This window comes from Bacillus ndiopicus, assembly GCF_000612805.1.
Classification (GTDB): domain Bacteria; phylum Bacillota; class Bacilli; order Bacillales_A; family Planococcaceae; genus Metasolibacillus; species Metasolibacillus ndiopicus.
The window spans coordinates 1-23258 of the sequence record NZ_HG964413.1 but is presented as its reverse complement, the minus strand read 5'-3'; the positions used below and the strand labels follow the sequence as shown (position 1 = coordinate 23258).

General features: G+C 37.0%; 22 protein-coding genes, 1 tRNA gene, 1 other RNA gene and 1 pseudogene. 19 read left to right on the top strand and 6 right to left on the bottom strand.

Annotation, left to right across the window (positions count from 1 at the left end; genetic code table 11):
* Positions 1-65 precede the first annotated feature (65 nt).
* Genes TY13_RS19260 through TY13_RS19250 form a run of 3 tightly spaced genes read left to right on the top strand, consistent with a single transcriptional unit; the run spans position 66 to position 2789 of the window.
* Positions 66-833, top strand: coding sequence for a sensor histidine kinase (locus TY13_RS19260; protein ID WP_042479284.1), 768 nt, complete (start codon positions 66-68; stop codon positions 831-833).
* Entirely contained in the window at positions 830-1534 is a 705-nt protein-coding gene (locus TY13_RS19255; RefSeq protein ID WP_042479281.1) for a response regulator transcription factor, read from the top strand. Before TY13_RS19260 ends, TY13_RS19255 begins: the two co-directional genes overlap by 4 nt.
* Complete coding sequence (locus TY13_RS19250; RefSeq protein ID WP_042479279.1) at positions 1524-2789, top strand: hypothetical protein; 1266 nt, start codon at positions 1524-1526, stop codon at positions 2787-2789. Before TY13_RS19255 ends, TY13_RS19250 begins: the two co-directional genes overlap by 11 nt.
* Before the next feature lie 47 nt (positions 2790-2836).
* Here TY13_RS19250 and TY13_RS19245 read toward each other — a convergent pair.
* A pseudogene (locus TY13_RS19245) lies at positions 2837-4150 on the bottom strand (short-chain fatty acid transporter).
* 383 nt (positions 4151-4533) lie between these two features.
* Here TY13_RS19245 and TY13_RS19240 point away from each other — a divergent pair.
* From TY13_RS19240 to TY13_RS19230, 3 genes are all read left to right on the top strand, one after another.
* Complete coding sequence (locus TY13_RS19240; RefSeq protein WP_042479276.1) at positions 4534-5424, top strand: LysR family transcriptional regulator; 891 nt, start codon at positions 4534-4536, stop codon at positions 5422-5424.
* A 101-nt stretch (positions 5425-5525) separates the two neighbouring features.
* Positions 5526-6230, top strand: a complete 705-nt coding sequence (locus tag TY13_RS19235) for a CoA transferase subunit A (protein WP_042479273.1) — start codon at positions 5526-5528, stop codon at positions 6228-6230.
* 1 nt (position 6231) lies between these two features.
* Entirely contained in the window at positions 6232-6876 is a 645-nt protein-coding gene (locus tag TY13_RS19230; RefSeq protein ID WP_042479272.1) for a CoA transferase subunit B, read from the top strand.
* Positions 6877-7132: 256 nt separating this feature from the next.
* On the opposite strand, the gene TY13_RS19225 is transcribed toward TY13_RS19230, so the two are convergent.
* Both TY13_RS19225 and tadA read right to left on the bottom strand, forming a co-directional pair.
* Positions 7133-7711, bottom strand: a complete 579-nt coding sequence (locus TY13_RS19225; protein WP_042479270.1) for a histidine phosphatase family protein — start codon at positions 7709-7711, stop codon at positions 7133-7135.
* Positions 7708-8211, bottom strand: coding sequence for a tRNA adenosine(34) deaminase TadA (gene tadA, locus TY13_RS19220; protein ID WP_042479268.1), 504 nt, complete (start codon positions 8209-8211; stop codon positions 7708-7710). The genes TY13_RS19225 and tadA overlap by 4 nt, the downstream gene beginning before the upstream one ends.
* 126 nt (positions 8212-8337) lie before the next feature.
* Between tadA and TY13_RS19215 the strand changes: the two genes are divergently transcribed.
* Positions 8338-8976 carry a deoxynucleoside kinase gene (locus TY13_RS19215; RefSeq protein WP_042479266.1) on the top strand — a complete coding sequence of 213 codons (639 nt, stop codon included), beginning with the start codon at positions 8338-8340 and terminating at the stop codon, positions 8974-8976.
* Complete coding sequence (locus TY13_RS19210) at positions 8976-9644, top strand: deoxynucleoside kinase (RefSeq protein ID WP_042479360.1); 669 nt, start codon at positions 8976-8978, stop codon at positions 9642-9644. The genes TY13_RS19215 and TY13_RS19210 overlap by 1 nt, the downstream gene beginning before the upstream one ends.
* A 325-nt stretch (positions 9645-9969) precedes the next feature.
* Here the strand turns inward: TY13_RS19210 and TY13_RS19205 are convergent, their stop codons facing one another.
* Entirely contained in the window at positions 9970-10353 is a 384-nt protein-coding gene (locus TY13_RS19205) for a helix-turn-helix domain-containing protein (RefSeq protein WP_042479265.1), read from the bottom strand.
* 397 nt (positions 10354-10750) lie between these two features.
* Here TY13_RS19205 and TY13_RS19200 point away from each other — a divergent pair, with 397 nt between their 5' ends.
* On the top strand, positions 10751-12040 hold the full coding sequence (locus tag TY13_RS19200; protein WP_042479263.1) for an amidohydrolase: 1290 nt from the start codon (positions 10751-10753) through the stop codon (positions 12038-12040).
* On the top strand, positions 12041-13495 hold the full coding sequence (locus tag TY13_RS19195; protein WP_081797052.1) for a M20 family metallopeptidase: 1455 nt from the start codon (positions 12041-12043) through the stop codon (positions 13493-13495).
* 25 nt (positions 13496-13520) lie between these two features.
* On the opposite strand, the gene TY13_RS19190 is transcribed toward TY13_RS19195, so the two are convergent.
* Positions 13521-13763, bottom strand: a complete 243-nt coding sequence (locus TY13_RS19190; protein ID WP_042479260.1) for a hypothetical protein — start codon at positions 13761-13763, stop codon at positions 13521-13523.
* Between the two features lie 582 nt (positions 13764-14345).
* Here TY13_RS19190 and TY13_RS19185 point away from each other — a divergent pair.
* The 4 genes from TY13_RS19185 to TY13_RS19170 all read left to right on the top strand — a co-directional run bounded on the left by TY13_RS19185 (position 14346) and on the right by TY13_RS19170 (position 18064).
* Complete coding sequence (locus TY13_RS19185; RefSeq protein WP_268258016.1) at positions 14346-15590, top strand: helix-turn-helix domain-containing protein; 1245 nt, start codon at positions 14346-14348, stop codon at positions 15588-15590.
* Positions 15591-15819: 229 nt separating this feature from the next.
* Positions 15820-16353 (top strand): LOG family protein, encoded by a 534-nt coding sequence (locus TY13_RS19180; protein WP_042479255.1) that lies wholly within the window; start codon positions 15820-15822, stop codon positions 16351-16353.
* 332 nt (positions 16354-16685) lie between these two features.
* Positions 16686-17183 carry an RNA polymerase sigma factor gene (locus tag TY13_RS19175; protein ID WP_042479253.1) on the top strand — a complete coding sequence of 166 codons (498 nt, stop codon included), beginning with the start codon at positions 16686-16688 and terminating at the stop codon, positions 17181-17183.
* Positions 17184-17185: 2 nt separating this feature from the next.
* Complete coding sequence (locus TY13_RS19170) at positions 17186-18064, top strand: DUF3298 domain-containing protein (RefSeq protein ID WP_042479251.1); 879 nt, start codon at positions 17186-17188, stop codon at positions 18062-18064.
* A gap of 235 nt (positions 18065-18299) precedes the next feature.
* Here TY13_RS19170 and TY13_RS19165 read toward each other — a convergent pair.
* Positions 18300-18392, bottom strand: a tRNA-Ser gene (locus TY13_RS19165).
* Between the two features lie 301 nt (positions 18393-18693).
* Between TY13_RS19165 and ffs the strand changes: the two genes are divergently transcribed.
* The 5 genes from ffs (at position 18694) to TY13_RS19145 (ending at position 22567) form a co-directional block, all read left to right on the top strand.
* An RNA gene (ffs, locus tag TY13_RS20365) (signal recognition particle sRNA large type) lies at positions 18694-18961 on the top strand.
* A 427-nt stretch (positions 18962-19388) separates the two neighbouring features.
* Positions 19389-21113, top strand: a complete 1725-nt coding sequence (gene dnaX / locus TY13_RS19160; protein ID WP_042479250.1) for a DNA polymerase III subunit gamma/tau — start codon at positions 19389-19391, stop codon at positions 21111-21113.
* Positions 21114-21417: 304 nt separating this feature from the next.
* Positions 21418-21732, top strand: coding sequence for a YbaB/EbfC family nucleoid-associated protein (locus tag TY13_RS19155; protein WP_042479248.1), 315 nt, complete (start codon positions 21418-21420; stop codon positions 21730-21732).
* Positions 21733-21742: 10 nt separating this feature from the next.
* On the top strand, positions 21743-22339 hold the full coding sequence (gene recR, locus TY13_RS19150) for a recombination mediator RecR (RefSeq protein WP_042479245.1): 597 nt from the start codon (positions 21743-21745) through the stop codon (positions 22337-22339).
* A gap of 12 nt (positions 22340-22351) precedes the next feature.
* Positions 22352-22567: a YaaL family protein gene (locus TY13_RS19145; RefSeq protein WP_042479242.1), complete on the top strand. Its 216-nt coding sequence runs from the start codon at positions 22352-22354 to the stop codon at positions 22565-22567.
* The last annotated feature ends 691 nt before the right edge of the window (positions 22568-23258 follow it).

Sequence of the window (23258 nt, the reverse complement as noted above, 5' to 3'; positions counted from 1 at the left end):
TTATATGTTTTAATAAAAATCAGACAAGAGTTAACTCGACTCACTAGGAGCTGGAGTGTTGCTGTATGCTTCAATTAGACACATTTAATATGTTTATTATGATTTGTATTTTGACCCCCATCATCTCTGCGATGTTGCTGGGGTTTATTTCAATTTTCGAGAAGCAAATTGATAGTTTGAAGGAAGAGAAAAGAAGATTAGAGCTTGAGAAGGATTTGCAGTCTATAAATTTGATGAAGCTTAATCAGCAAATTAAGCCACATTTCTTTTTCAATACGCTCAATATTATATTAGGACTAGCTAGATTAAATCGCAAAGATGATTTAGTAAAGGCAACAGAGAGCTTAGCCCAATTTTTAAAATTCCATTATAAAGATACAAATATGTTAGTACCTATAGAGGATGAATTAGCATTAATTAATCATTATTACATTATTCAAAGGTATCGCTTTGGCGAGCGACTTCAGCTCACTCTCGACGTTTCAGAGCAGGCAAAGGTTGAAAATTTACCACCCTTTTTGCTACAAACTTTAGTGGAGAATGCATTTAAACATGGCTTTGAGAAATATTCAGGGCCAGCCGAAATGTACATTTCCATACAGGTGATAGATGATAGGCTACGTTTAATTGTACGTAACTCACAGCATGGACAATATGAAGAAAACATTCATGAGGAAAGTGGTTATGGTTTAGCAAATATTGAATCGCGCCTTACATTACTATATGGCAAAGAGGATTACCAGTTTTATACGACAAATGAAAATAATGAATTTGCAGTTTTTATTGAAATACCTATAATGGATACACTAGAGGAAGGGGAGGGTGACAAATGAATTTACTAATTGTAGACGATGAATTTCTAGAGGTAGAGCAGCTTGAATATTTAATTAAGCCTCATTTTCCCAATTGGCATATTTATAAAGCGCAAGACGCCTCACAGGCTATGGCATTGGCAAAGCAACATCGTATTCATTTAGCTTTTCTAGATATTCAAATGCCAGGAAAGACAGGGCTAGAGCTAGCAAAGGAGCTACAGCAGCTATATGAGCTAGATATTGTAATGGTAACCGCATATCAAAGCTTTGATTACGCGCAGCAGGCAATTCGTGTTGGCGTATCGGACTATTTGACAAAACCAATTATAGAGGATGAACTTATTCAAACAATTAAAAAATATGATAAGTGGTCCTCGCAAAATGAAACAATTCAGGCTGCACTATCTATTATTCATGAACGCTATGCAGAGAAACTAACAGTCAACTCTATTGCGGCAGAAGTTTTTGTACATCCTAGTTATTTAAGTAGGAAGTTTTTAGAGGTACAGCAAATTGGATTAAATGAATATATAAATAATTATCGTCTTGAAAAGGCTAAGGCAAAGATGCTGAATAATCCGAAGCTAAGCATTTCTGAAATTGCAGAGCAAAGCGGCTTTAATAGCCAGCATTATTTTAGCGTCGCATTTAAAAAGAAATATGGCAAAGCACCGAGAGAATACAAGGTGATGGAAGTGAATCGCAATAATGAAGCGTAGTGTCAGTAGCCTTTTCACATCTAACTTTTTTATGGTAGGTACAGCCTTTGGTGCAAGTTTGTTACTTGTTCGCTGGATTACAGGCAATCCTCTTATGTCCTCAGAAAAAACGCTTATAAAATATGGATTGTTTTTCGGTATCATTTATACATTAAGTTATGGTCTTGCTTTAACTGCACTCGCCTTTTTCGTGAAAAAAGCAGAGTTTGGACAGCCAGCCACAGTATATATTACAGAACGAATTGATCAGCAAACAACAGGGCATAATCAACTTTTTTTTAAAAGCATCACTTATTTTGCTCAATATGAGCTATGGATTGTTCAATTTGTCGTGTTATATACATTTACGCATTTAATTTTTAACGAATGGTATTTGCAATTTTTATTTGCTTTCCTGCTATTGCTCGTAATTTTTGCATTTTATACATCGACAAATGGCTTTTATCTGTTTACGATGCTATTTATCATTACTTTGTTTAGCACACTAACGTTTATTCCAATTTATTATTTTGTATTGAACGGTACGACAAAAATTTATGAAGGCATTCGTTTATATCACCCTTATTTGCTGTATTATAAAAATCCAGAAATAATTACAGTTTTCATTGCCTATTTATTTGTAGCTGCAGGACAAGTACTTGTCGATTTCCCAACATGGTTTAATCTTTCCTTTATCAAGCAGGAAAAGCGTAAAAGTGCTTTATTTTCTGCTGCTTTTATAAAAATATTACTAGGATTCTCCTTTACAGCCATTTTAATGATTGCTATTTTTAGGGGGTCTTTTGAAAACTTAGAGGTGCTTATACTAACGTTTTTATATAGAGAAGAGTCGTTATGGCTAAGCTATTTATTCGGTTTATTTAGCGTGATCGCTTGCTTTGTAGTATTGCTTAACAGCCTGAAGGCTTTTCAGGCCGCTAGACGAGAAAATATAGCACATACAGCCACAACATTAATATCACTGTTTCTAGTTGTTGGATTACTATCAGGGATTGAAAAAATTTCATTGCTCTATACTGTGCTCTTTTTCGGCATAATGAATGCGGTGTTATTACCCTTTATTTATGTACTATTATTTACTAAAATTCGAATGCCCAACTATACATTTGTGATTGCTTTTCTTCTTATCGTAGGAAGTGAAATATATTTATTTCAGACAGGACAACTGTTAATACCAGTTATCGTCTCAATCTCACTGGCGACAGGCTTTTTACTGTGGGTGCGGCAACGGCAGGTAGCGGGGGATAATGCATGATATTTGTAAGGGGTGTCTGAAAAGTTATTTTGAGACACCCCTTTGAGTTAAAAGAATAAAAAGCCAATACTAATTATGATACCTGTGAAAATAAGGATAAATAAACAGAAGCCCATAATATCCTTGGCTCTTAAGCCGGCAATTGCTAATGCTGGCAATGCCCAAAACGGTTGAATCATATTTGTCCATGCATCACCCCAAGCGATAGCCATAGCTGTTTTTGCATAATCTGCCCCAATTGCTGTAGCAGCATCAAGCATAATAGGTGCTTGAACAGCCCATTGCCCACCACCAGATGGTACAAAAATATTTACTAAGCCACCCGCGAAAAATGTGAATAAATAGAATGTATGCTCATTTGAAATATTAACAAACCATTCAGAAAATACAGCAGCTAATCCTGATGCTGTCATCATCCCCATAATCCCTGCATAAAACGGGAATTGAAAAACGATACCTGTTGTCGTTTTAATCGCTTGTTGTGCTGCTGCAAGGAAACGTTGTGGTGTACCGTGGAAAATAACTCCTAATACAATGAAAATCGTATTAACAATATTTAAATCTAACACAAAGCCCTTTGTGCTAAAATGGTGTATTAAAAATACGAGCCCGATTAAACCAACAAAAATTGTAATCAAGTAACTACGCTCAGCACGGCTAGCGAAAGTATTTTGTGGCTCAGGTAACTCTTCCTTTTCATCAGCTAAAAGTACGGGATCTACTTCTACAATATCATCGCCTTTTGGCATCATCCAGCGATTAAATAAAGGCAATGTAAATAAAATAACGATAACAATAAATAAGTTATACGGTGTAAATAATGTATCTGTAGTAGGCACAACACCCATAATATCTGCGAATGGATGTCCCTCCGTTGCAACAGAAAGGGGGATCGAACCTGCCAATCCACCATGCCATATAACAAACCCAGAGTAAGCGCTTGCGATTAATAAACGGTAATCTACTTTCTTTACATAACGCGCAATCTCTTTTGCAAATAAAGCTCCAATTACTAAACCGAAGCCCCAGTTAATCCAGCAAGCAACAAGTGAAACGAATGTTACTGTAATAATAGCTATTGTTGGTGTTTTAATCTTACTGGCAACAGAGGATAGCCCTTTTTTAAATACAGGGCTGTTAGCTAGTACATGACCAGCAGCTAATACGACTACCATTTGCATCGTAAAGGCTAGTAATCCCCAAATTCCATTCCCTCAATAATTTACCATGTCGAGTGGTGAAGAATCTGTTAATGTTACGCCAAGCAACATAACAAGTGCCGTTAAAATAGCTACGAATATGTATGGATCAGGCAAAAACCTATCCATTAATGCGTTAGCAAAGCGCGTTAAATACTTCATAAAGATATCCCCCTTGTGAAACAGCGTTTAAGCTAGCTGTGATGTTCTATATTCATATTACAGAAAAATGTCATTAATAAAATTATAAAATTGAATTTTCGAGAATTATTGAGTTATAAGGTAGAAAAAAGGAGGGGAATCTATGTTTTTTATAAATGATTTCACAATAATAATTTTATAAAGGAACTCTGCTTGATAGTACCATACATATGTACAAGGGCTAGCCCAAAGTCTCTGATAGATGTCGCAGATTTCAGATGGAGGTTTTAAATAACGATATTTGTTTTGTAGCAATAGTAATATGCTATAGTAAATTTAAGCATCTTACGACTAAATAGAATGATGATTATACCAAATTAGAATAAATCAAAAGGAGCTTTGATATGGAGTTTAAAGACTTAAAATCCTTTATTACAGTTGTAGAAAATGGAAGCTTTACGAAAGCGGCAAATGAAAGCTTTGTTTCGCAGCCATCTCTTAGCAAAAGTATTAAGAGATTGGAAGATTCTTTAAATGTTGAGCTGTTGGACCGTTCTACAAGACATGTTATTTTAACGGATGTAGGAGTGCTAGTTTATGAGCAGAGCCATAAAATACTTCGAGCCGTAGAAGAGTTAAATATTGCATTAGATGACTTAATGAATATGAAATCTGGTGTGATTAAAGTAGGAATTCCTCCGTTAATCGGTACATTATTTTTCCCGCGAATTGCACGTGACTTTCATTCACGCTATCCTGATGTACAATTACAGCTCATTGAAAGAGGCGCAAAGGCCATAGCTCCATTAGTAGATAGCGGGCAAATTGATGTAGGCTTTGTCGTTTTACCAACAGATGAGAAGCATTTTACTGTTACTCCTTTTATAGAGGATACATTTTATGCTTTTCTTCATGAGGCACATCCGCTAGCTAATCAGGAATCTATATCTCTAGCGGACTTAAAGCAAGAAAAATTCATTTTGTTTACAGAAGAATTTGCTTTGCATGATTACATTATAAAAAAGTGCCGTACAGCGGGATTTCAGCCAAATGTAAGTTATAAAAGCTCGCAATGGGATTTAATTATAGAACTCGTAGCTTCTAATTTAGGAGTGACATTATTACCTAAATCGATTTATGAAAAACAAATGAATAGCAATGTAAAGATCGTGCCAATCGAAGGAGTACATTTGCCATGGAGCTTAGCAATTATTACGAAAAAAAATGCATATCAATCCTATGCACAAAAGGAATTTTTAAAGCTAATTGGGGAAGGTAGGGAAAGTGATTTATAATTATTCTAAAAAGGAATAAATAAAAATGCTATTATTCATTTACTGAAAAACGTGCGTAAGGTAGAATTTTCGTTAAGTAATACAGAAAAGGGGTGTTTGTATTGGCGAATAATAAAGTATGGTCATCTTTTAGTGAGGCTGTGGAAGATATTGGGGATGGCAGCACATTAATCGTTGGTGGCTTTGGGCTTTGTGGTATTCCAGAAAAATTGATTGAGGCATTAAAAAATAAAGGAACAAAAAATCTAACAGTTGTTAGTAATAACTGTGGTGTAGATGATTGGGGATTAGGCTTGCTCCTAGCGAATAAGCAGATAAAAAAAATGGTAGCATCCTATGTGGGAGAAAATAAAATTTTTGAGCAGCAATTTTTAAGTGGTGAGCTAGAGGTTGAATTGACACCACAGGGTACACTTGCAGAGCGCATTCGTGCAGGTGGTGCGGGTATTCCAGGCTTTTATACAGCAACTGGGGTTGGTACGCCAATCGCAGAGGGGAAGGAAGTAAAAGTCTTCGATGGTAAGGAATATTTGCTGGAGGAAGGCATTGTTGGTGATTTTGCATTAGTAAAGGCTTGGAAGGCAGATACAATGGGCAATCTAGTATTCCGTAAAACGTCGCGTAATTTTAATCCAATTGCAGCGACAGCTGGTAAAATTACAATTGCAGAAGTGGAGGAAATCGTTGAAGTGGGCGAGCTTGATCCAGATGAAATTCACACGCCAGGCATTTATGTACAACGTGTCTTGCTAGGGGAAAACTACGAAAAACGCATCGAACGACGTGTTGTGAAGGGGGATATTTGAAATGCGTGATAGTAGACAATTGATTGTAGCGCGTGCTGTTCAAGAAGTAAAAGACGGTATGTATGTGAACCTAGGTATCGGCATTCCAACACTTGTTGCAGATGCTTTGCCGGCAGATGTTAATGTATTATTACAATCAGAAAATGGCTTACTTGGCATCGGACCATATCCAACAGAGGCGGAAGTAGATGCGGATTTAATTAACGCGGGGAAGGAAACTGTTACTGCTGCGCGCGGGGCTGCTTTTTTTGATAGTGCCGCGTCATTTGCGATGATTCGCGGTGGTCATATCGACTTAGCAATTTTAGGAGGAATGGAGGTTTCGCAGGAAGGAGATTTAGCAAACTGGATGATTCCAGGCAAAATGGTCAAAGGCATGGGTGGCGCAATGGATTTAGTTGTTGGCGCAAAACGTGTTGTTGTCATTATGGAGCATGTCAATAAGCATGGCGAATCGAAAATTAAAAAGGAATGTACATTACCTTTAACAGGAAAAGCAGTTGTGCATCGTTTAATTACCGATTTAGCAGTTTTTGATTTTACGGAAGAGGGCATGGTTTTAATCGAAGTAATGGAAGGTAGCTCAGTACAGGAAATTCAGGAAAAGACTGAGGCGAGTTTTATAGTAGCAGCGCATTTGCTGTAAGGTGGAGAATCGGTATTCAACTATGAATGCCGATTATCTTTTTGTATATTTTTAGGGATTTCTAGATTATTAACAATTCAATCGATTAGCGAAAAATTGTCCGACAAGCGGCGCGTCAACCTGCTTTTAAGACAACCCCGCTATTTACTTTTGAAATATATGACACCCAAAAATATTATAGTAAGTAATACGCCGATAGTACCGATAATTAGTATGGACTTTGCATCGGCAAAAAGAAATAAGAATCTTTCACTTCCTACATCCGATTTACCAACCTTCGATGCTTTGTACAATTGAATAGCAGTAACTTATTTTCAAATTTTGTGAGCTCGATTATTGTTAATGCCGTGTTATGCATGCGTGGAAGGTTTTGTTCAGGAAGCAGAAGCTGAAAAAATCGCTGTAGCAAATCGCCATGACTAACGACAAGTACCCGATTTGTTGGAAATTCACATTTTATGTATTCTAAAAATGCTTCACAGCGATTAAGAATTTCTTGCTCTTTTTCAATACCTAGCTCCATTTCTCTCCAGTGCACTCCCCATTTTGCGATACGCTCTTGCTCTGTTGTACCTTCTATTAAACCTGTTCCAATTTCACATAATCGTGCATCTATTTTTAATGGAAGCTGCTGTGCGATAATTTCAGCAGTTTGCTGAGCGCGTGCTAAAGGGCTTGTGAAAATAGCATCCCATTGCTCATTAGCCAATCTTTTCGCTAATATTTGAGCAGCTATAATACCCTCCTGATGTAAGGGGATATTTAGTTGCCCCTGCTCGCGACCTTCCTTATTCCACGCTGTAATGCCGTGTCGTATAAAGCCAATTGTTGTCATTGTAGCTCCTGTTGCTGCGCTTGTTTTTTGGCCTTTTTGCGCGCTCGTAATGCACGGAAAAAATCCGTTAAAATCTGCCCGCATTCCTCAGCTAAAACACCTTCAACTACGTCGCATTCATGGTTAAAACGTTCATCATTAAGCAATCTATACAATGAATCGACACAGCCTGCCTTTAAGTCGCGTGCACCATAAACAACGCGCGGCACTCTCGATTGTAAAATTGCGCCTGCACACATTGGGCAAGGCTCTAATGTAACGTATAAAGTCGTATGCTCTAAGCGCCAGCTCCCGATTTTTTCACATGCCTGTTGAATGGCTAATAGCTCTGCGTGTGTAACTGCATTTTGTGTTGTTTCACGTAAATTATGGGCTCGTGCAATAATTTCTCCATTATATACAAGGACAGCTCCAATTGGTACTTCCCCTTTAGCTCCTGCATGTTGTGCTTCTATAAGAGCCTGTTGCATAAAATAACGATCTTTTTCAAATATGTTCATACTTTTTCGCTCCTTATCTTCATTGTAACAGAGTGCCAGATACACACACAATTCTCACACAATTTATCGTGTCTATGATACAATGAAAAGCATTGACGAATTTGAAATTAAGGGGAGGAACTTTTTGTGTCAGTTCCATTTATTACAATAGAAGGTCCGATTGGTGTTGGGAAAACATCTTTATCTAACGCTGTATCAGAGCATTTTACATATCATTTGCTAAAAGAAATTGTTGATGAAAATCCGTTTTTAGGGAAATTTTATGAAAATATTGAGGAGTGGAGCTTTCAGACGGAAATGTTCTTCCTATGCAACCGCTATAAGCAGCTTTCTGATATTAAGCAATACTTAGCAGGGGAACAAAAGCCAGTTGTAGCTGATTATCATATTTTCAAAAATTTAATTTTTGCAAAACGTACGCTACAGCCTACAGAATATGATAAATACGAAGCGATTTATAATATTTTAACTGCGGACATGCCAGTTCCAAATATGGTCGTTTACTTACATGCAAGTGTCGACACATTGATGAAGCGAATTGCGAAGCGCGGTCGTGAGTTTGAAAAAAATATTACACGAGAATATATGGAGCAGCTAGCAGCAGATTATCATGAATTTATTCAGCATTTTGTGAAGACGCATCCTGAAATTCCTGTTATACAGCTAAACGGCGATGAAATTGATTTTGTAGAAAATAAATCAGATTTAAAAGAAGTACTACAAATTATTGAGCAAAAGTTACAACAAAGGAGCATACAGCAGTGATTAATTTACGAGAAAAATACGGGATTCCAACAAATGCAGTTATTACGATTGCAGGGACAGTAGGTGTTGGAAAATCAACGATGACGAAAGCGCTAGCAGAAGCTTTAAAATTCCGCACATCGTTTGAAAAAGTGGATACGAATCCATATTTGGACAAGTTTTATGAGGATTTTGAAAAATGGAGCTTCCATTTACAAATTTACTTTTTAGCAGAACGCTTTAAGGAGCAAAAACGCATTTTTGAATATGGTGGCGGTTTTATTCAAGACCGTTCAATCTATGAGGATACAGGTATTTTTGCGAAAATGCATTATGATAAAGGGACAATGAGCCCAACGGATTATGAAACATATACAAACTTGTTCGATGCGATGGTCATGACACCATACTTCCCACATCCAGATTTATTAGTATATTTAGAAGGGCCTGTTGAAGATGTCATCGGCCGCATTCAAGAGCGCGGTCGTGCGATGGAGCAACAAACACCACATGACTATTGGTTCGAAATGCACGGACGCTATGAAAACTGGATTAATAATTTCAACGCCTGTCCTGTACTACGTTTAAATATTAACGACTACGATTTAATGGAAAATCCAGATCAAGTTGAAAGCATCGTAGAACGCATAGCCTACATGATGGAGCAAACATCGCATTTAAGAAAATAAAAGCCAACAATAATGTTATTGGCGAAACAAATGATAAAAGACAATCACTTTGAGTTACTGCGACGAAAGCAAAGCGACAGTCGCAAACATCGCATTTAAGAAAATAAAGGCCAACAATTATGTTATTGACGAAACAAATGATAAAAGACAATTACTTTTAGTTACTGTGGCGAAAGCAAAGCGACAGCCACAAACAAGTCATTTAAGAAAATAAAAGTTCACAATAATGTTATTGGCGAAACTAATGATAAAAGATTATCACTTTGAGTTACTGTGACAAGCAATGTCATTGATTAAAAAAGAACAACATCGAAATAGTTGTAGGCTATTTCGTGTTGTTCTTTTTTGTTTCAGCATCTATTGTATCCAAAAACTCTTTTGTAACACGCATAACATACTTTACTTCATTTAAATTGCGCTCTCTTAGTAATGAATGATGAATACTAAGCATCAAATTCTTTTCCTCGATATCTGTAATACCAGAAAGCTGTTGAAAATTAAACAGTTCATCTGGAGAAATTTCCAGCGCCTTCATCAAAATTTCCAATGTGCTTAATGTAATATTAGATTGTCCATTCTCGATATTCGAAATGCGTCCTTTACTAAAGCCGATTTTCCCAGTTTTTTCAGCTACTTCTTCCTGACTCATTCCCTTTGCCAAACGAATTGTGCGAAGCTGTTCTCCTACTAGCTTTAAAAAATCTGACATATCATTTCACCTCTAATTAAAAACTAGAGAAAAATATTTCAAATGGAGATATCTCTTAAATGGTACAATTTTTAAAAAGTTAAAATATATCGGTACTTTTCCTATATAACATACTTTATACAAGGAAGTAAGCCGGAGAAAAGTTATATAATAGTAATGAATGAAAATCAAATATGGTAATCATTAAGATAAAACTTTCTTGGGCAATACAAATTTTGAAAAGTGATTTAAACGAAGCTAGTTTATAGAAGTGTAATTTATTTCGTAATTAGAAATATTTTTTATTAATAGTATTCAGAAAACTTCATATATTCCGATTATTATATTGTGGATGATAGTAATATTAAATATTGAAATTGAACCTAGGGTCAGTTATTTAAAGCGGGAGGCATTGTTTATGATTAAATTATCAGCAAGTTATTTAGACGTATTATCAGAGTGGCGTAGGGATTTTCATCGCTATCCTGAGCCGGGCTGGCTTGAGTTCCGTACAACGGCAAAGATCGCTGATCAGCTTGAGGCGTGGGGATATACTGTACATGTGGGTAAGGATATAGTCGTAGGTGAGCGCATGGGGCTTCCTAGCAAGGAAGATATGAAGCTGTTTTTCGAGAAGGCAAAAAGTCTTGGAGCTAATGAAAAATGGCTCGCTAAAATGGAAGGTGGTTACACAGGGGCATTAGCTGTTCTTGAAACAGGTAAGCCTGGTCCGAATGTATTATATCGTGTAGATATTGATGCGTTACCAATTTTAGAGACGATGAATGAAAGCCATGTGCCGCAGCAGCTTGATTTCCGTTCACTAAACGAAGGCTATATGCATGCTTGTGGTCATGATAGTCATGCGGCAATTGGGCTTGGACTCGCTGAGCAAATAATAAAACATCGCGATGACCTGACAGGGACGATTAAAATTTTGTTCCAGCCAGCAGAGGAAGGTGTGCGTGGTGCAGCCTCGATTGTCGCTTCTGATTTACTTGATAAAATTGATTATTTCTTTGCCTTACATATCGGAACAGGCGTTGAAAAGGGGGTATTTGTTGCTGGGACGGATGGATTTTTAGCAACATCGAAATACGATGTGACGTTTGAAGGACTTGCCGCACATGCGGGAGCCTTTCCAGAGCAAGGGAAAAACGCCCTTCTTGCAAGTGCGCAGGCCACTCTTGCTTTACATGCATTACCCCCACATAGCGATGGTTCAAGTCGCATAAATGTTGGGACATTGCACGCGGGAGCAGGACGTAATATTATTGCACCAAATGCCAAAATGCAACTTGAATTGCGAGGAGAAACAACAGAAATCAATGCTTTTTATGAAAATCAGATGCGCAATATTTTAGATGGCATTGCGACAATGTATGACATTCAAGTCAGCTATGAAAAGGTTGGAAGTGCGATAAGTGTACCATCAGATAGAAAGTTAGCTGAACAATTAGCGAAAGTAACGAAAGCATTAAACATTCCAACCATTGAATATCAATACTTCAATGCAGGCTCAGAGGATGCTACATATTTAATGGGAAAAGTACAAAGTAGTGGCGGTTTAGCTACATATTCTATTATAGGCACAGATTTAGCAGCGGGGCATCATAATGAATGCTTCGATATACGTGAGGAAGATATGCTACCCGCTATTGAAATATGGTTGAATATTCTATTACATCTTGGCGAGGAGGAAAAGTAAATGGCAATAACAGCGCTTGCGTCGATGCAAGAGCTTGAATCTTATCTAACTAAATATGAAGAAGACATATTTGCTTTATCTGATCGGATTTGGGAAATTGCAGAAATACGCTTTGAGGAACATCAATCAGCAAAATTATTAATTTCTTATCTAAAGGAAAATGGCTTTGAGATAGAGACTGGTTTAGGTGGAATAGAAACAGCCTTCGTAGCAAAGTATGGGGCAAAAGGACCGATTATCGGAATTTTGGGTGAATACGATGCATTACCAGGCTTAAATCAAAGAGGTGGAGCTGCGAAACGTGAAGCATTTGTCAAAGGAGCAAATGGTCATGGCTGTGGACATAACTTATTAGGCACAGCAGGAATTGCAGCTGTAATGGTATTAAAAGAATGGATTGCTGAAGGGAAGATACAGGGGCAAATACATTATTACGGCTGTCCAGCGGAAGAAGGAGGCTCTGGTAAAACATTTATGGTACGTGAAGGTGTGTTCAAAGATGTTGATATCGCATTAACTTGGCATCCAGAATCATATGCGGGTGTTTGTAATCGTTCTTCTCTTGCAAATTACCAAGTATATTTTGAGTTTGAGGGGGTTGCAGCACATGCAGCGAATTCCCCAGAGCTTGGACGCAGCGCATTGGATGCGGTAGAGCTGATGAATGTAGGTGTTAACTATTTACGCGAGCATGTGCCATCAAATGTGCGTCTTCATTATGCGGTGACCAATACAGGTGGTATTTCACCGAACGTAGTACAAGCAAATGCAGAAGTATTATATTTAATTCGTGGCAAGGATATTAAGGAAGTTGAGCAAATTTATCAGCGTGTTGTCAAAATTGCAGAGGGAGCTGCGCTGATGACAGAAACAAAGGTTAAAGTGAAGTTTGATAAAGCCTGCTCCAATTACTTGCCGAACGATACAATCAATCAACTTTTATATAAAAATTTAGAGGCTGTAGGATTGCCGAAATATACGGAGCAGGAGCTCGCATATGCTAAGCAAATGACACAAACGCTAACGTTAAATGAAATACAAGCAGTGAAAAATGATGTCAAGGATATTGCAGGAACGTATAATATCGACACCGCACTTGACCAGATGGATAGCTCATTTTTAAATATCGTACTACCTTATGAGCAATCAAATAAAGCGATGGCGGGTTCAACGGATGTAGCGGATGTAAGTTGGGCTGTACCAACCGCTCAATGCTTCACACCTTGCTTTGTTTTCGGCACACCTCTTCATACGTGGCAAGTTGTATCTCAAGGAAAAACATCCATCGCTCATAAAGGCTTATTATATGCAGCAAAAGTAATGGCATTAACAGCGTTTGATTTACTTCAGGAGCCAAAGCTAATCACAAAGGCGAAACTAGAACACGCCGTTCAAACTAATGGTTCATACGTAAATCCAATTCCAGCGCATGTGAAGCCAAATATGAATAAATAAAGAAAAAGTGTGAGCTCAGTGGAACTCACACTTTTTTTAATCCCAACATTCTTTTTTTCAAATACTCTAATAAAAAAGCGACTACAAGAAGTACAACAGGTGTTAGTGCGATGAATTGATAAGCGTTATTTGCCCCGACTAAAAAATACAGAGCTGTTGGCACGAATGCAATTGCACTTACACCGATAAATAACCCAGATAATCGAGCTAATCCAACTAACAATGCCCCGATTGAAACCGTTAACGATAGGTAGAAAAGTGTTAACATTTTTGGTCATCCTCCTCATAGTTTATATTACATTTATTATAACAGGAAGGGCATAGATGCTCCTGTACAACCTATTAAAGTAGCGTCCATTTCAATGGAGATGCTATGTGCGTGATAAATGCTATATTTTCTAGGGGTGGTTGTACAAACATACGTTGAAAAATATATATAGGGACTCAGTTTAAGAACACGACCCATGCACGCAACGACTAAGTGACCAATGTCATGTTGTTCCAAACGCCACATAGGATGTCACAGAATTCGAAGAGGTTTCCTTTGCAAGTTCGAAAAAAACATGAATTAGAGTTAGGCAAGGTGTAATTAATCTGGAAAATTGTAGTCGTAATAAAAATAAAACAAATAAAAAATAATCTAATTAAATCAAAGTAAAAGCGAAATATTTTGCGTTTTTACAAAATAATTCAAAAATAACGTTATTTAATATGCATTTTCTGGATTGTTTTTGTCAGATGTTGGAGATAGCTAATACTTTAGTATTGTTAAATTATGCTATAATTTAGACAGTGCCTTACTATTTGATTTTAGCTATTATTTCAGCGTACTAAAATGAGGTGAGCCTTTTTGCATATAGGTAATAGAATACGAAAAATAAGGATGCTAAGAGGGTTTTCTCGTGAGTATGTTTATGCAGGTATTGTCTCCAACTCTCACTTTAGCAATATTGAAAAAGGAAGATTCCAGCCCCCGACAGAGACATTGCAATTGATGGCAGAAAGAATGGAAGTACCACCGCATTATTTAAGTGATTTTTACGAAGAGGATGCGGAAGTTGCAACAATTATTGAACGTCTATCTAATTGTATGAAAAATCACCAACTACAAGAGGCGCAAGATATCTTAAATAGTTACCAAGAGAAGCTTGCATATATTTCATCTGTATGGCAGGAATTAGATTTAAACCTTATTCGTTTTGATGTTTATACTAAGCTTCATCAAGAGGATGAGGCGAAATTGTTATTTGAGAGGGAAATACAAGGTATCATACATTTACAGGATGTGCCTCCAGAGCTACAGTATAAATATTTAAAAATATACGGCACATATTCTTTAATGCAGAAGGATTTTGAACAAAGTTTGAGACATTATCAACAAGCATTGAGTAGCTCATATGATATGTCGGACCAAGTGCCAATTCACTATAATTTAGCAATGTGTTATTACCGACTAGGTGATATAGAAAAGGCATGTGAAAATTTAGATAAAGTGCTTCATTATGAGTTACGTATGCAAAAGTGGGTAGATGCGATTCATTCCTATAATTTATTTGGTGTATTGTTTCAAAAGAAAAAAGATTATCAACAAGCACAAAGGTATTATCAATATGGCATTGCACTAAGTGAATTAATTCAGTTAAAGGATGTATTAATTATAGGAAAGCTCTATCATAATTTAGGGTTTGCTTATTTTGAACAGGATAACCTTGAAGAAGCTGAAAAAATGCTATTGCATTGTTTGGAGCTTAGAAAAGATGCTCCACAAATAGATAAAGTCAAAACAATTTATTTAGTAATAGAAATTTATATTAAGCAAGGTTACTTAGAAAAAGCATGCCTTGAGTTAGATCGTTACAAAACTATTATACCTCGCTCGCTTTATACTTTTTGTCAGGCAAAACTTGCTCGTCAACAGCAGGAAAATGATGAATTTGAGCGATATATTTTACAAGCAATTAGCTGTTTGGGAGAAGAAAAAGAGGATATTTATTTATTAGAGGCACTCGAATATTATATTCCTTATTTAGAGGAAAAACGCAAATATAAACAGGCATATGAGTTGTTAAAAAAGTATCACCATATTAAAAAATAAAGGGGTTATGCAAAATGAAAAAATGGATTTTAGTACTAGCTTTATTATTAGTGAGTGTTCCAGTTCACCATGAGATTAGTCCTTCAGATCATGCTGATCTTGGGGAACCGAAATAAAATAAGCTTTTGTTGCATTAGAATGTTATCATTTCGTTAAAAATTTCTCTTGCAACTAGTCATGCACCTACCTTGTCTATTAATATAATAGAAGAAAAGGAAGGTGCATTTTAATGAATATAGCAGTATATTGTGGCTCACAAATGGGGAAATCTGAGGTATATAAGGAGGCGGCAGCGCAGTTAGGGGAAGTGCTGGCGAATGCTGGACATGGAATTGTCTATGGTGGCTCAAATATTGGCCTGATGGGACAAGTTGCAGATGCAGCGCTACACTCAGGAGGAAAAGTAATTGGTGTGATGCCTACACATTTACAAAAGCGCGAAATTGCTCATACAAGTTTAACGGAAATTCATTTTGTTGATTCGATGCATGTGCGTAAAGCAAAGATGGTGGAATTAGCTGATGCATTTATTGCTTTGCCAGGAGGCTGTGGCACGCTTGATGAGTATTTTGAGGTGTTCACATGGGCACAAATCGGCTTACATGAAAAGCCTGTTATTTTATACAATGTCAACGGCTTTTATGATGCAATAGCGCAACATTTTGAAAAGATGCTTGATGAGGGATTTATACGAGTAGAGCAACGTAACTTACTACATATTGCGACATCACCACAGCAAATAATAGAGATTTTGGCGGGATAATTCCCGTCTTTTTTTATTTTGATTCAACAATATATACAGTAAACCCCCTACCTTTTTATATGGTGAGACGAATACCTATTTTGTTTTTTATAAATCAGTGGGTGTCCAAACATCCCGCGGACAGGTCCGCTCGAAGCAGGTCAGTTAATCATTATCACACGACATAACGGTTTTAGATTAACTTCCACTCAGTTCGAAAAAATCTGGACTTAAGTTAGCCGAGGCGTAACTAATTGCTTATAGCTTTGCATAAAATTTGTGTTTGCATTAAACTTTTCTATAAACCTATCCGTCTAGTAGTTGTATACATTGATAAAAGGAGTATTTCGGAAATGAGTAATTCGCGCGCGGAACAAAATTTAGTTACATTTATCCGAAGCAACAAGGAGCGTTTTTATTATCTTGCTTATAGTTACACAAAAAACGAGCAAGACGCACTAGATGTTGTGCAGGACAGCATTCAAAAAGCACTACAATCTCTTCATACATTACAAAATGAGGATCAAATGAAAAGTTGGTTCTATAAAATTGTCGTGCGCACAGCTATCGATTTTCTTCGGAAGCATAAGCGTCAACATTTAATGGAAGACGATAAACTCATGCTACTAACGCCACAGCAATTTGATTCGTATGAAAATACGGACTTAGAGGTAGCTCTTGATAGTTTACCAACTGTTTACAGGGAAGTAGTTATCTTGCGTTATTTTGAGGATTTAAAAATTGAAGATGTTGCGCGTGTGTTGGATACAAATATTAGCACAATAAAATCTAGATTGTATAAAGCGCTAAAGCTATTAAAAGTACAACTACAAGAGGAAGAAGGGTTTTAAAGATGGATGAGCGTTTAAAAAAGTTGGAGGAACAATATAAAAGTGTACCTATACCGAAAAACCTTGATTCATTAGTAGAAGCGAGTTTGAAGCAAAGACCAAAAAGGCGTGCACCAAAATGGATTTTAGGTGCAGTCGCAGCGACAGCTTTATTTACTGCGGGTTTAAATATTAATCCTACAATGGCTAAAAATTTAGTAGGTGTACCTATTATTGGTGATGTGGTAAGCGTACTAACCTTTGTTAGTTATGAGGTTGAAGAGGATACTTATACTGCAAATATAGATGTACCAAAAATTAGTGGGAAATCAGAAGAAATTGCTGCACTAAATGAAAAGTATGCAGCTGAAGGTAAAGAATTATTCGAGAAATTTAAAGAAGATGTAGACTGGATGAATGAAAATGAAGGTGGACATCTTGGTGTAGATAGTGGCTATATTGTAGCGACAGATACAGATCAAATTTTATCAATTGGTCGCTATGTAGTTGAAATGGTAGGTTCCTCCTCGACAGTTATGAAATATGATACGATTGATAAGCAAAAAGAAATTGTTATTACTTTACCAAGCTTATTTAAAGATGATGCATATGTCGAAAAAATTAGCAGTTACATTGCAGGGCAAATGCGTGAAGAGATGAAAGCAACGAACCAGGATAAAATGTACTGGGTAAGTGATGCTGGTCTTGAAGATGAAAGTTTAGTTGAGCTTTTCACAACAATTAAATCTAATCAAAACTTCTACATTACTGAACAAGGTAAGCTTGTTATCGTCTTTGATAAATACGAAGTTGCTCCAGGTTATATGGGAGTAGTAGAATTTGAAATACCAACAGATATATTGCAGGATTCACTTGTAAGCAATGAATATATTCGCCAATAGAAAGGGGGGAGTGTCTGAAAATAACTTTTCAGACACTCCCTTTGTGCCAAGGATGGCGGCATCGTGACTCGCCACATAAAAATATATGCTACGATCACTGTAGAAGCCCAAGTTTCTAGCGAATATTTAAAATAAAAGTTGGGGTAGTTCAGAAAGGTATTTTTTTCTGAATTGCCTTTTTTGCTGTAATAATAAAAAAACCGTTACATATGTAACGGTTGACATTTAAAAAATATGGCGGAGGAAGAGGGATTCGAACCCCCGCGCGGTTTAACCCGCCTGTCGGTTTTCAAGACCGATCCCTTCAGCCGGACTTGGGTATTCCTCCGTATAGATGTCTTATCGACAAGAATTAGAATATCATGTATTGAGATGCTGGTCAAGCTTTTTTAGGAAAATTATTTAAAAATATAATCGATGATGTCTTGGCTAATTCTAGATCTGTTTTTCGCGCTAAAAATTAATTTAAAATATTACTACTTGTATCAAAGACTGATTCAAAGAAAATATAATACGCATTCATCTCATAACTTATAGAAAATGGTTCTTCTATTGAACATAAGATAAACAATAAATTCCTGGGTGCAATCCGTTGCTTTTTTTGTTGCATATGAGTATACTTATAAATGCCGTGCTAGATGGGGAGGTAGCGGTGCCCTGTAACTTGCAATCCGCTCTAGCAAGATTGAATTCCTTTTCTGAGGCTGTCCGTATTGTTTGGTCTGCCTTTTGCACGTAGTGTTGACGGTTGGGTCCTGCGCAATGGGTACCCATGAACTATGTCAGGTCCGGAAGGAAGCAGCATTAAGTGGTTTCACTCATGTGCCGCGGGGTAGCCTAACCTGAGCTGTCGACAAGAGTAACGCTTATGTGCGGCTGTCGAAGGAAGGTGCACGGCATTAAATTGCCAATAATAGCGCATCCATCTCATCATGATGGATGCGCTTTTTTATCTTGATTCAGTAAAAAACTCCCACCTCTACAGGTGGTGAGACGAATGCTATATTTTGTTTTCTATGGTTCAGTGGGTGTACAAACACGCACTGAATCAAAATAAACGCCCCAGCGGATGTCACAGATTTTAAATAGACACTAAATCAGATTGAATAATCAATATCGGGTTGACCCAAAAGCACTGACGGGTGTTACGGGTCAATGATATTAATTCAATAGATGAACAAGAGTACTACAGCATATTATAGACTTAAAAAAGGGCAAAGTAGAGGTCGACTAAGCTGTCCGAAAAAATCCATCTGTAATTACGCGCAAGATGCAATTAATGCTATACTATAGCTAGTGAATTCAAGCAAAGGAGAGGAAACCATTGACGTATCAAGCATTTTATCGTGTCTACCGCCCTCAATCTTTTCGGGAAATGTCAGGGCAAGTACATGTCAAAAGAACGCTACAAAATGCCCTCCTCGCAAATAAAACAACACATGCCTATCTCTTCTCTGGCCCACGGGGTACAGGAAAAACGAGTACAGCGAAAATTTTTGCGAAAACACTAAACTGCGAGCATGCCCCAACAAGTGAGCCATGTAATGAATGCGCTACATGTATAAGCATTACAGAAGGATCACATCCGGATATAATTGAATTTGACGCAGCCTCTAACTCCCGTGTGGAAGAAATGCGTGATATTATTGAAAAAGTCCACTTTACACCTGCAAATGCGCGCTTCAAAGTTTATATTATTGACGAGGTACATATGCTATCAACAAGTGCCTTCAATGCATTATTAAAAACATTAGAAGAGCCGCCCGCGCATGTGGTATTTGTCTTAGCAACGACAGAGCCACATAAACTGCCAGCAACAATTATTTCTCGCTGTCAACGCTTCGATTTTAAGCGCCTTTCTTCTAATGATATACTAGAGCGAATGAAAGTTGTTTTGGAGGATATTGATCTGCCATTTGAGGAGCAAGCATTAAAGGTTATTACACAATCTGCAGCTGGAGGAATGCGTGACGCATTAAGTTTGCTAGATCAAGTTGTGTCTTTTAGTAAGGATGTATTAAAAGTAGAGGATGCACTTTTTGTAACAGGCTCCGTTAGTCAAGATGTTTTTTATGAGCTCACACTTGCAATTCAACAAAAAGATGTGGCGAAAGTATTGCTATTATTAGAGCAACTAGTTGCTGATGGTAAAGAGCCATTACGTTTAACAGAAGACCTCATTACTTTTTTCCGAGACTTATTGTTATTACAAACTGAAGGTGATTTAAGTGAGCTACTAGAGCTTGTTACAATAGAGGATAGATTCATTCAATTAGCACAGCAATTTTCAGCAGATACGCTGTATAGCTTTATTGATACATTAGCGCAAACACAGCAGGAAATGCGATTCTCTCATCACACTAAAATCTATTTAGAAACTGCTTTATTAAAAATAACGCAATTTACGTCAAGCCCTACGGCGACAGTAGGGGTTAATTCGGCGTTAGAAGAAAAAGTGGTAACATTAGAGCGATTAGTTCAGCAGCTAACTGAGCAATTGGCGAACGGTGTACCTGCGCAACAGCAAGAACAACAGCCTCCCCGACAAAGAGCGAAGACACCGAATGGATTTAAGCCGCAAACAGGACGAATCCAGGAAGTATTGAAGGATGCCACAAAGGAAGGTATTCAAAAAATCAAATCAGCTTGGGCACATAGCTTAAATCAACTGCAAAAATCACAAGCTGCACTTCTAGCAGAAGCGGAGCCAGTTGCAGCATCTTCAAGTGCTTTTGTGTTAAAATTCAAGTATGATATACATTGTCAAATGGTGGCTGAAAATCGTTCTTTGTTAACAATGTTTGCACAAACATTAGCTGCTCAAATTGGTACTATGTATGAAGTGTTATGTATTCCAGAAAGCTCTTGGCTTGAATTGCGAGAAAACTTTATTCGTGATAACGGTTTGAATGCTAAAAAATCCGAACAGGTTGAGAATGTAGCAGAGCCATTTATTGACGATGCGCAACCAATAGCATCGCAAGATCCTCTTATAGTAGAGGCGGAAGCGCTATTCGGTAAAGATTTTGTTGAAGTTATCGAAGAGTAATCTTTTTGATTGGGTAAATTTCTTTTGCACCGAAAACAAAGATTCGGGTACAGAATACTCCTGTCTCTATCTAAATGGCGAGATGAATGCTTAATTAGTATTTAATTCAGTGGATGTCCAAGCAACCGCTGAATCAAAATAAAGCCTTTAGCGGATGTCACAGTTTTTGAAGAGAAGTTTGCAAGACACAGGTTAGTTAATCGTTTTGTATGTAGTTACAACGGTTAAATGTTAATAGCTATCTTGAGAAAATCTAGACAAAAGTTAGCTAAGGCATAATTGATTAAATAGGAGGAATTTAACTATGCGTGGAATGGGTAATATGCAAGGTATGATGAAAAAAATGCAAAAAATGCAAAAGGAAATGATGGAAGCACAAGAAGCTTTAAATGCACAGCAATTTGAAGGCTCTGCAGGTGGCGGTGTGGTGAAAGTTATCGTTAACGGTCAACGTGAAATTCTTGAAGTTAATCTTGATGAGTCTGTAGTAGACCCTGAGGATATTGAAATGTTACAAGACTTAATCGTTGTTGCAACAAACGATGCATTGAAAAAAGTAGAAGATACTACTAACTCAACAATGGGTAAATTCACTCAAGGCTTAAACCTTCCATTCTAGGAGGTACAATATGCACTATCCTGAACCAATTTCAAAGCTTATTGATAGCTTTATGAAACTGCCAGGTATCGGGCCCAAAACTGCGGCTCGTCTGGCATTTTTTGTATTAACAATGAAAGAGGATACAGTTTTATCATTTGCAAAGGCATTAGTCGATGCAAAGCGTAATTTAATGTATTGCTCGCAATGTGGTCATATTACAGATATTGATCCATGTCATATTTGCTCAGATAAGCAGCGTGACGTATCGATGATTTGTGTAGTACAAGACCCGAAAGATGTTATTGCCATGGAAAAAATGCGTGACTATAATGGAACGTATCACGTGTTACATGGTGCAATTTCGCCTATTGAAGGGGTAGGGCCAGAAGATATTAATATTGCTTCTTTATTAACGCGACTTCATGATGAGCGAGTGCAGGAACTTATTTTAGCAACAAACCCTACAATTGAAGGGGAAGCAACGGCGATGTATATTTCTCGCCTCGTTAAGCCATCTGGTATTCGAACAACAAGAATTGCACACGGCTTGCCGGTAGGTGGCGACTTAGAGTATGCCGATGAAGTTACTTTATCTAAAGCGTTAGAAGGTAGACGCGAGCTATAAGGTGTGTGAAACATGTTCTTTTCACGAAAAGGGAAATTGAAAAAAGAATTCGATGAAAAATTAGTGAGTCTTATAAAGGGAACAAAAGAAGACTGGCATAATGCTAGAGTGATTGAAGATCTATCAGATGATTTTAATTTAGATGTGGAGGCACAAAGAAAAGCTGCTGAGAGTGTCCACTTCTTCTTATTTAAGGAAGCTAGAATTCGTCGGGTAAATATAAAATGAAAATAGGAGCTGTTGAGACTCAACAGCTCCTATTAAATTTTGTACAGTCCCTTTAGTTACTACTAATGTATATGTAGAAAGTAAAAGTGCTTAAATTAAGAAATAATTATCACTATTCTTGCATATGTTCTGTTGAATACATATATAAGGAGTGGATTGGTATTTATAAAGTACTCAGTATTAGCTTAATTTTAGTTATTGTTTTATTTATAGGAAGTAAGTTAAATTGGAATTTTATATTTGAAAAGTTAGCTGTAATATGGTTTAAATTAGCTTTTGCAGTATTGATTTTATTTGGCGCTCATTTATTGCTGTCAATGCAAGGTATCGTACTACCAATTAACGTTTTTTCAATATTAACAATAACGTTTTTAGGAATACCTGGCTTGCTGTGTGTCGCATTCACAACTTTTTTATTAAATTTTTAAACAAAGGTATTGCATAAAATGAAATAGGGTGATATTATAGATAAAGTCGTTAGGGCGACGGGTTAATAATAAAAAATATTGACTAGTGTCTTAAAGATATGATAAAATTTAAAAGTTGCTATTTTGATATTGACAACGACAGAGAATGGTGTTAAACTATTAAAAGTCGCTTACCGAAATAGTGAACGATATGAACCTTGAAAACTGAACAAGCAATACGTGAATGAATAAAGTTTCATTGAAATAGATGAAACACAATTTTG

Bases quoted from the DNA above. Each gene is read 5' to 3' on its own strand.
- TY13_RS19260 (WP_042479284.1), top strand. From the start codon at position 66: ATGCTTCAATTAGACACATTTAATATGTTTATTATGATTTGTATTTTG.
- TY13_RS19255 (WP_042479281.1), top strand. From the start codon at position 830: ATGAATTTACTAATTGTAGACGATGAATTTCTAGAGGTAGAGCAGCTT.
- TY13_RS19250 (WP_042479279.1), top strand. From the start codon at position 1,524: ATGAAGCGTAGTGTCAGTAGCCTTTTCACATCTAACTTTTTTATGGTA.
- TY13_RS19240 (WP_042479276.1), top strand. From the start codon at position 4,534: ATGGAGTTTAAAGACTTAAAATCCTTTATTACAGTTGTAGAAAATGGA.
- TY13_RS19230 (WP_042479272.1), top strand. From the start codon at position 6,232: ATGCGTGATAGTAGACAATTGATTGTAGCGCGTGCTGTTCAAGAAGTA.
- TY13_RS19225 (WP_042479270.1), bottom strand. From the start codon at position 7,711: ATGACAACAATTGGCTTTATACGACACGGCATTACAGCGTGGAATAAG.
- tadA (WP_042479268.1), bottom strand. From the start codon at position 8,211: ATGAACATATTTGAAAAAGATCGTTATTTTATGCAACAGGCTCTTATA.
- TY13_RS19205 (WP_042479265.1), bottom strand. From the start codon at position 10,353: ATGTCAGATTTTTTAAAGCTAGTAGGAGAACAGCTTCGCACAATTCGT.
- TY13_RS19200 (WP_042479263.1), top strand. From the start codon at position 10,751: ATGATTAAATTATCAGCAAGTTATTTAGACGTATTATCAGAGTGGCGT.
- TY13_RS19195 (WP_081797052.1), top strand. From the start codon at position 12,041: ATGGCAATAACAGCGCTTGCGTCGATGCAAGAGCTTGAATCTTATCTA.
- TY13_RS19190 (WP_042479260.1), bottom strand. From the start codon at position 13,763: ATGTTAACACTTTTCTACCTATCGTTAACGGTTTCAATCGGGGCATTG.
- TY13_RS19180 (WP_042479255.1), top strand. From the start codon at position 15,820: ATGAATATAGCAGTATATTGTGGCTCACAAATGGGGAAATCTGAGGTA.
- TY13_RS19175 (WP_042479253.1), top strand. From the start codon at position 16,686: ATGAGTAATTCGCGCGCGGAACAAAATTTAGTTACATTTATCCGAAGC.
- TY13_RS19170 (WP_042479251.1), top strand. From the start codon at position 17,186: ATGGATGAGCGTTTAAAAAAGTTGGAGGAACAATATAAAAGTGTACCT.
- TY13_RS19155 (WP_042479248.1), top strand. From the start codon at position 21,418: ATGCGTGGAATGGGTAATATGCAAGGTATGATGAAAAAAATGCAAAAA.
- recR (WP_042479245.1), top strand. From the start codon at position 21,743: ATGCACTATCCTGAACCAATTTCAAAGCTTATTGATAGCTTTATGAAA.
- TY13_RS19145 (WP_042479242.1), top strand. From the start codon at position 22,352: ATGTTCTTTTCACGAAAAGGGAAATTGAAAAAAGAATTCGATGAAAAA.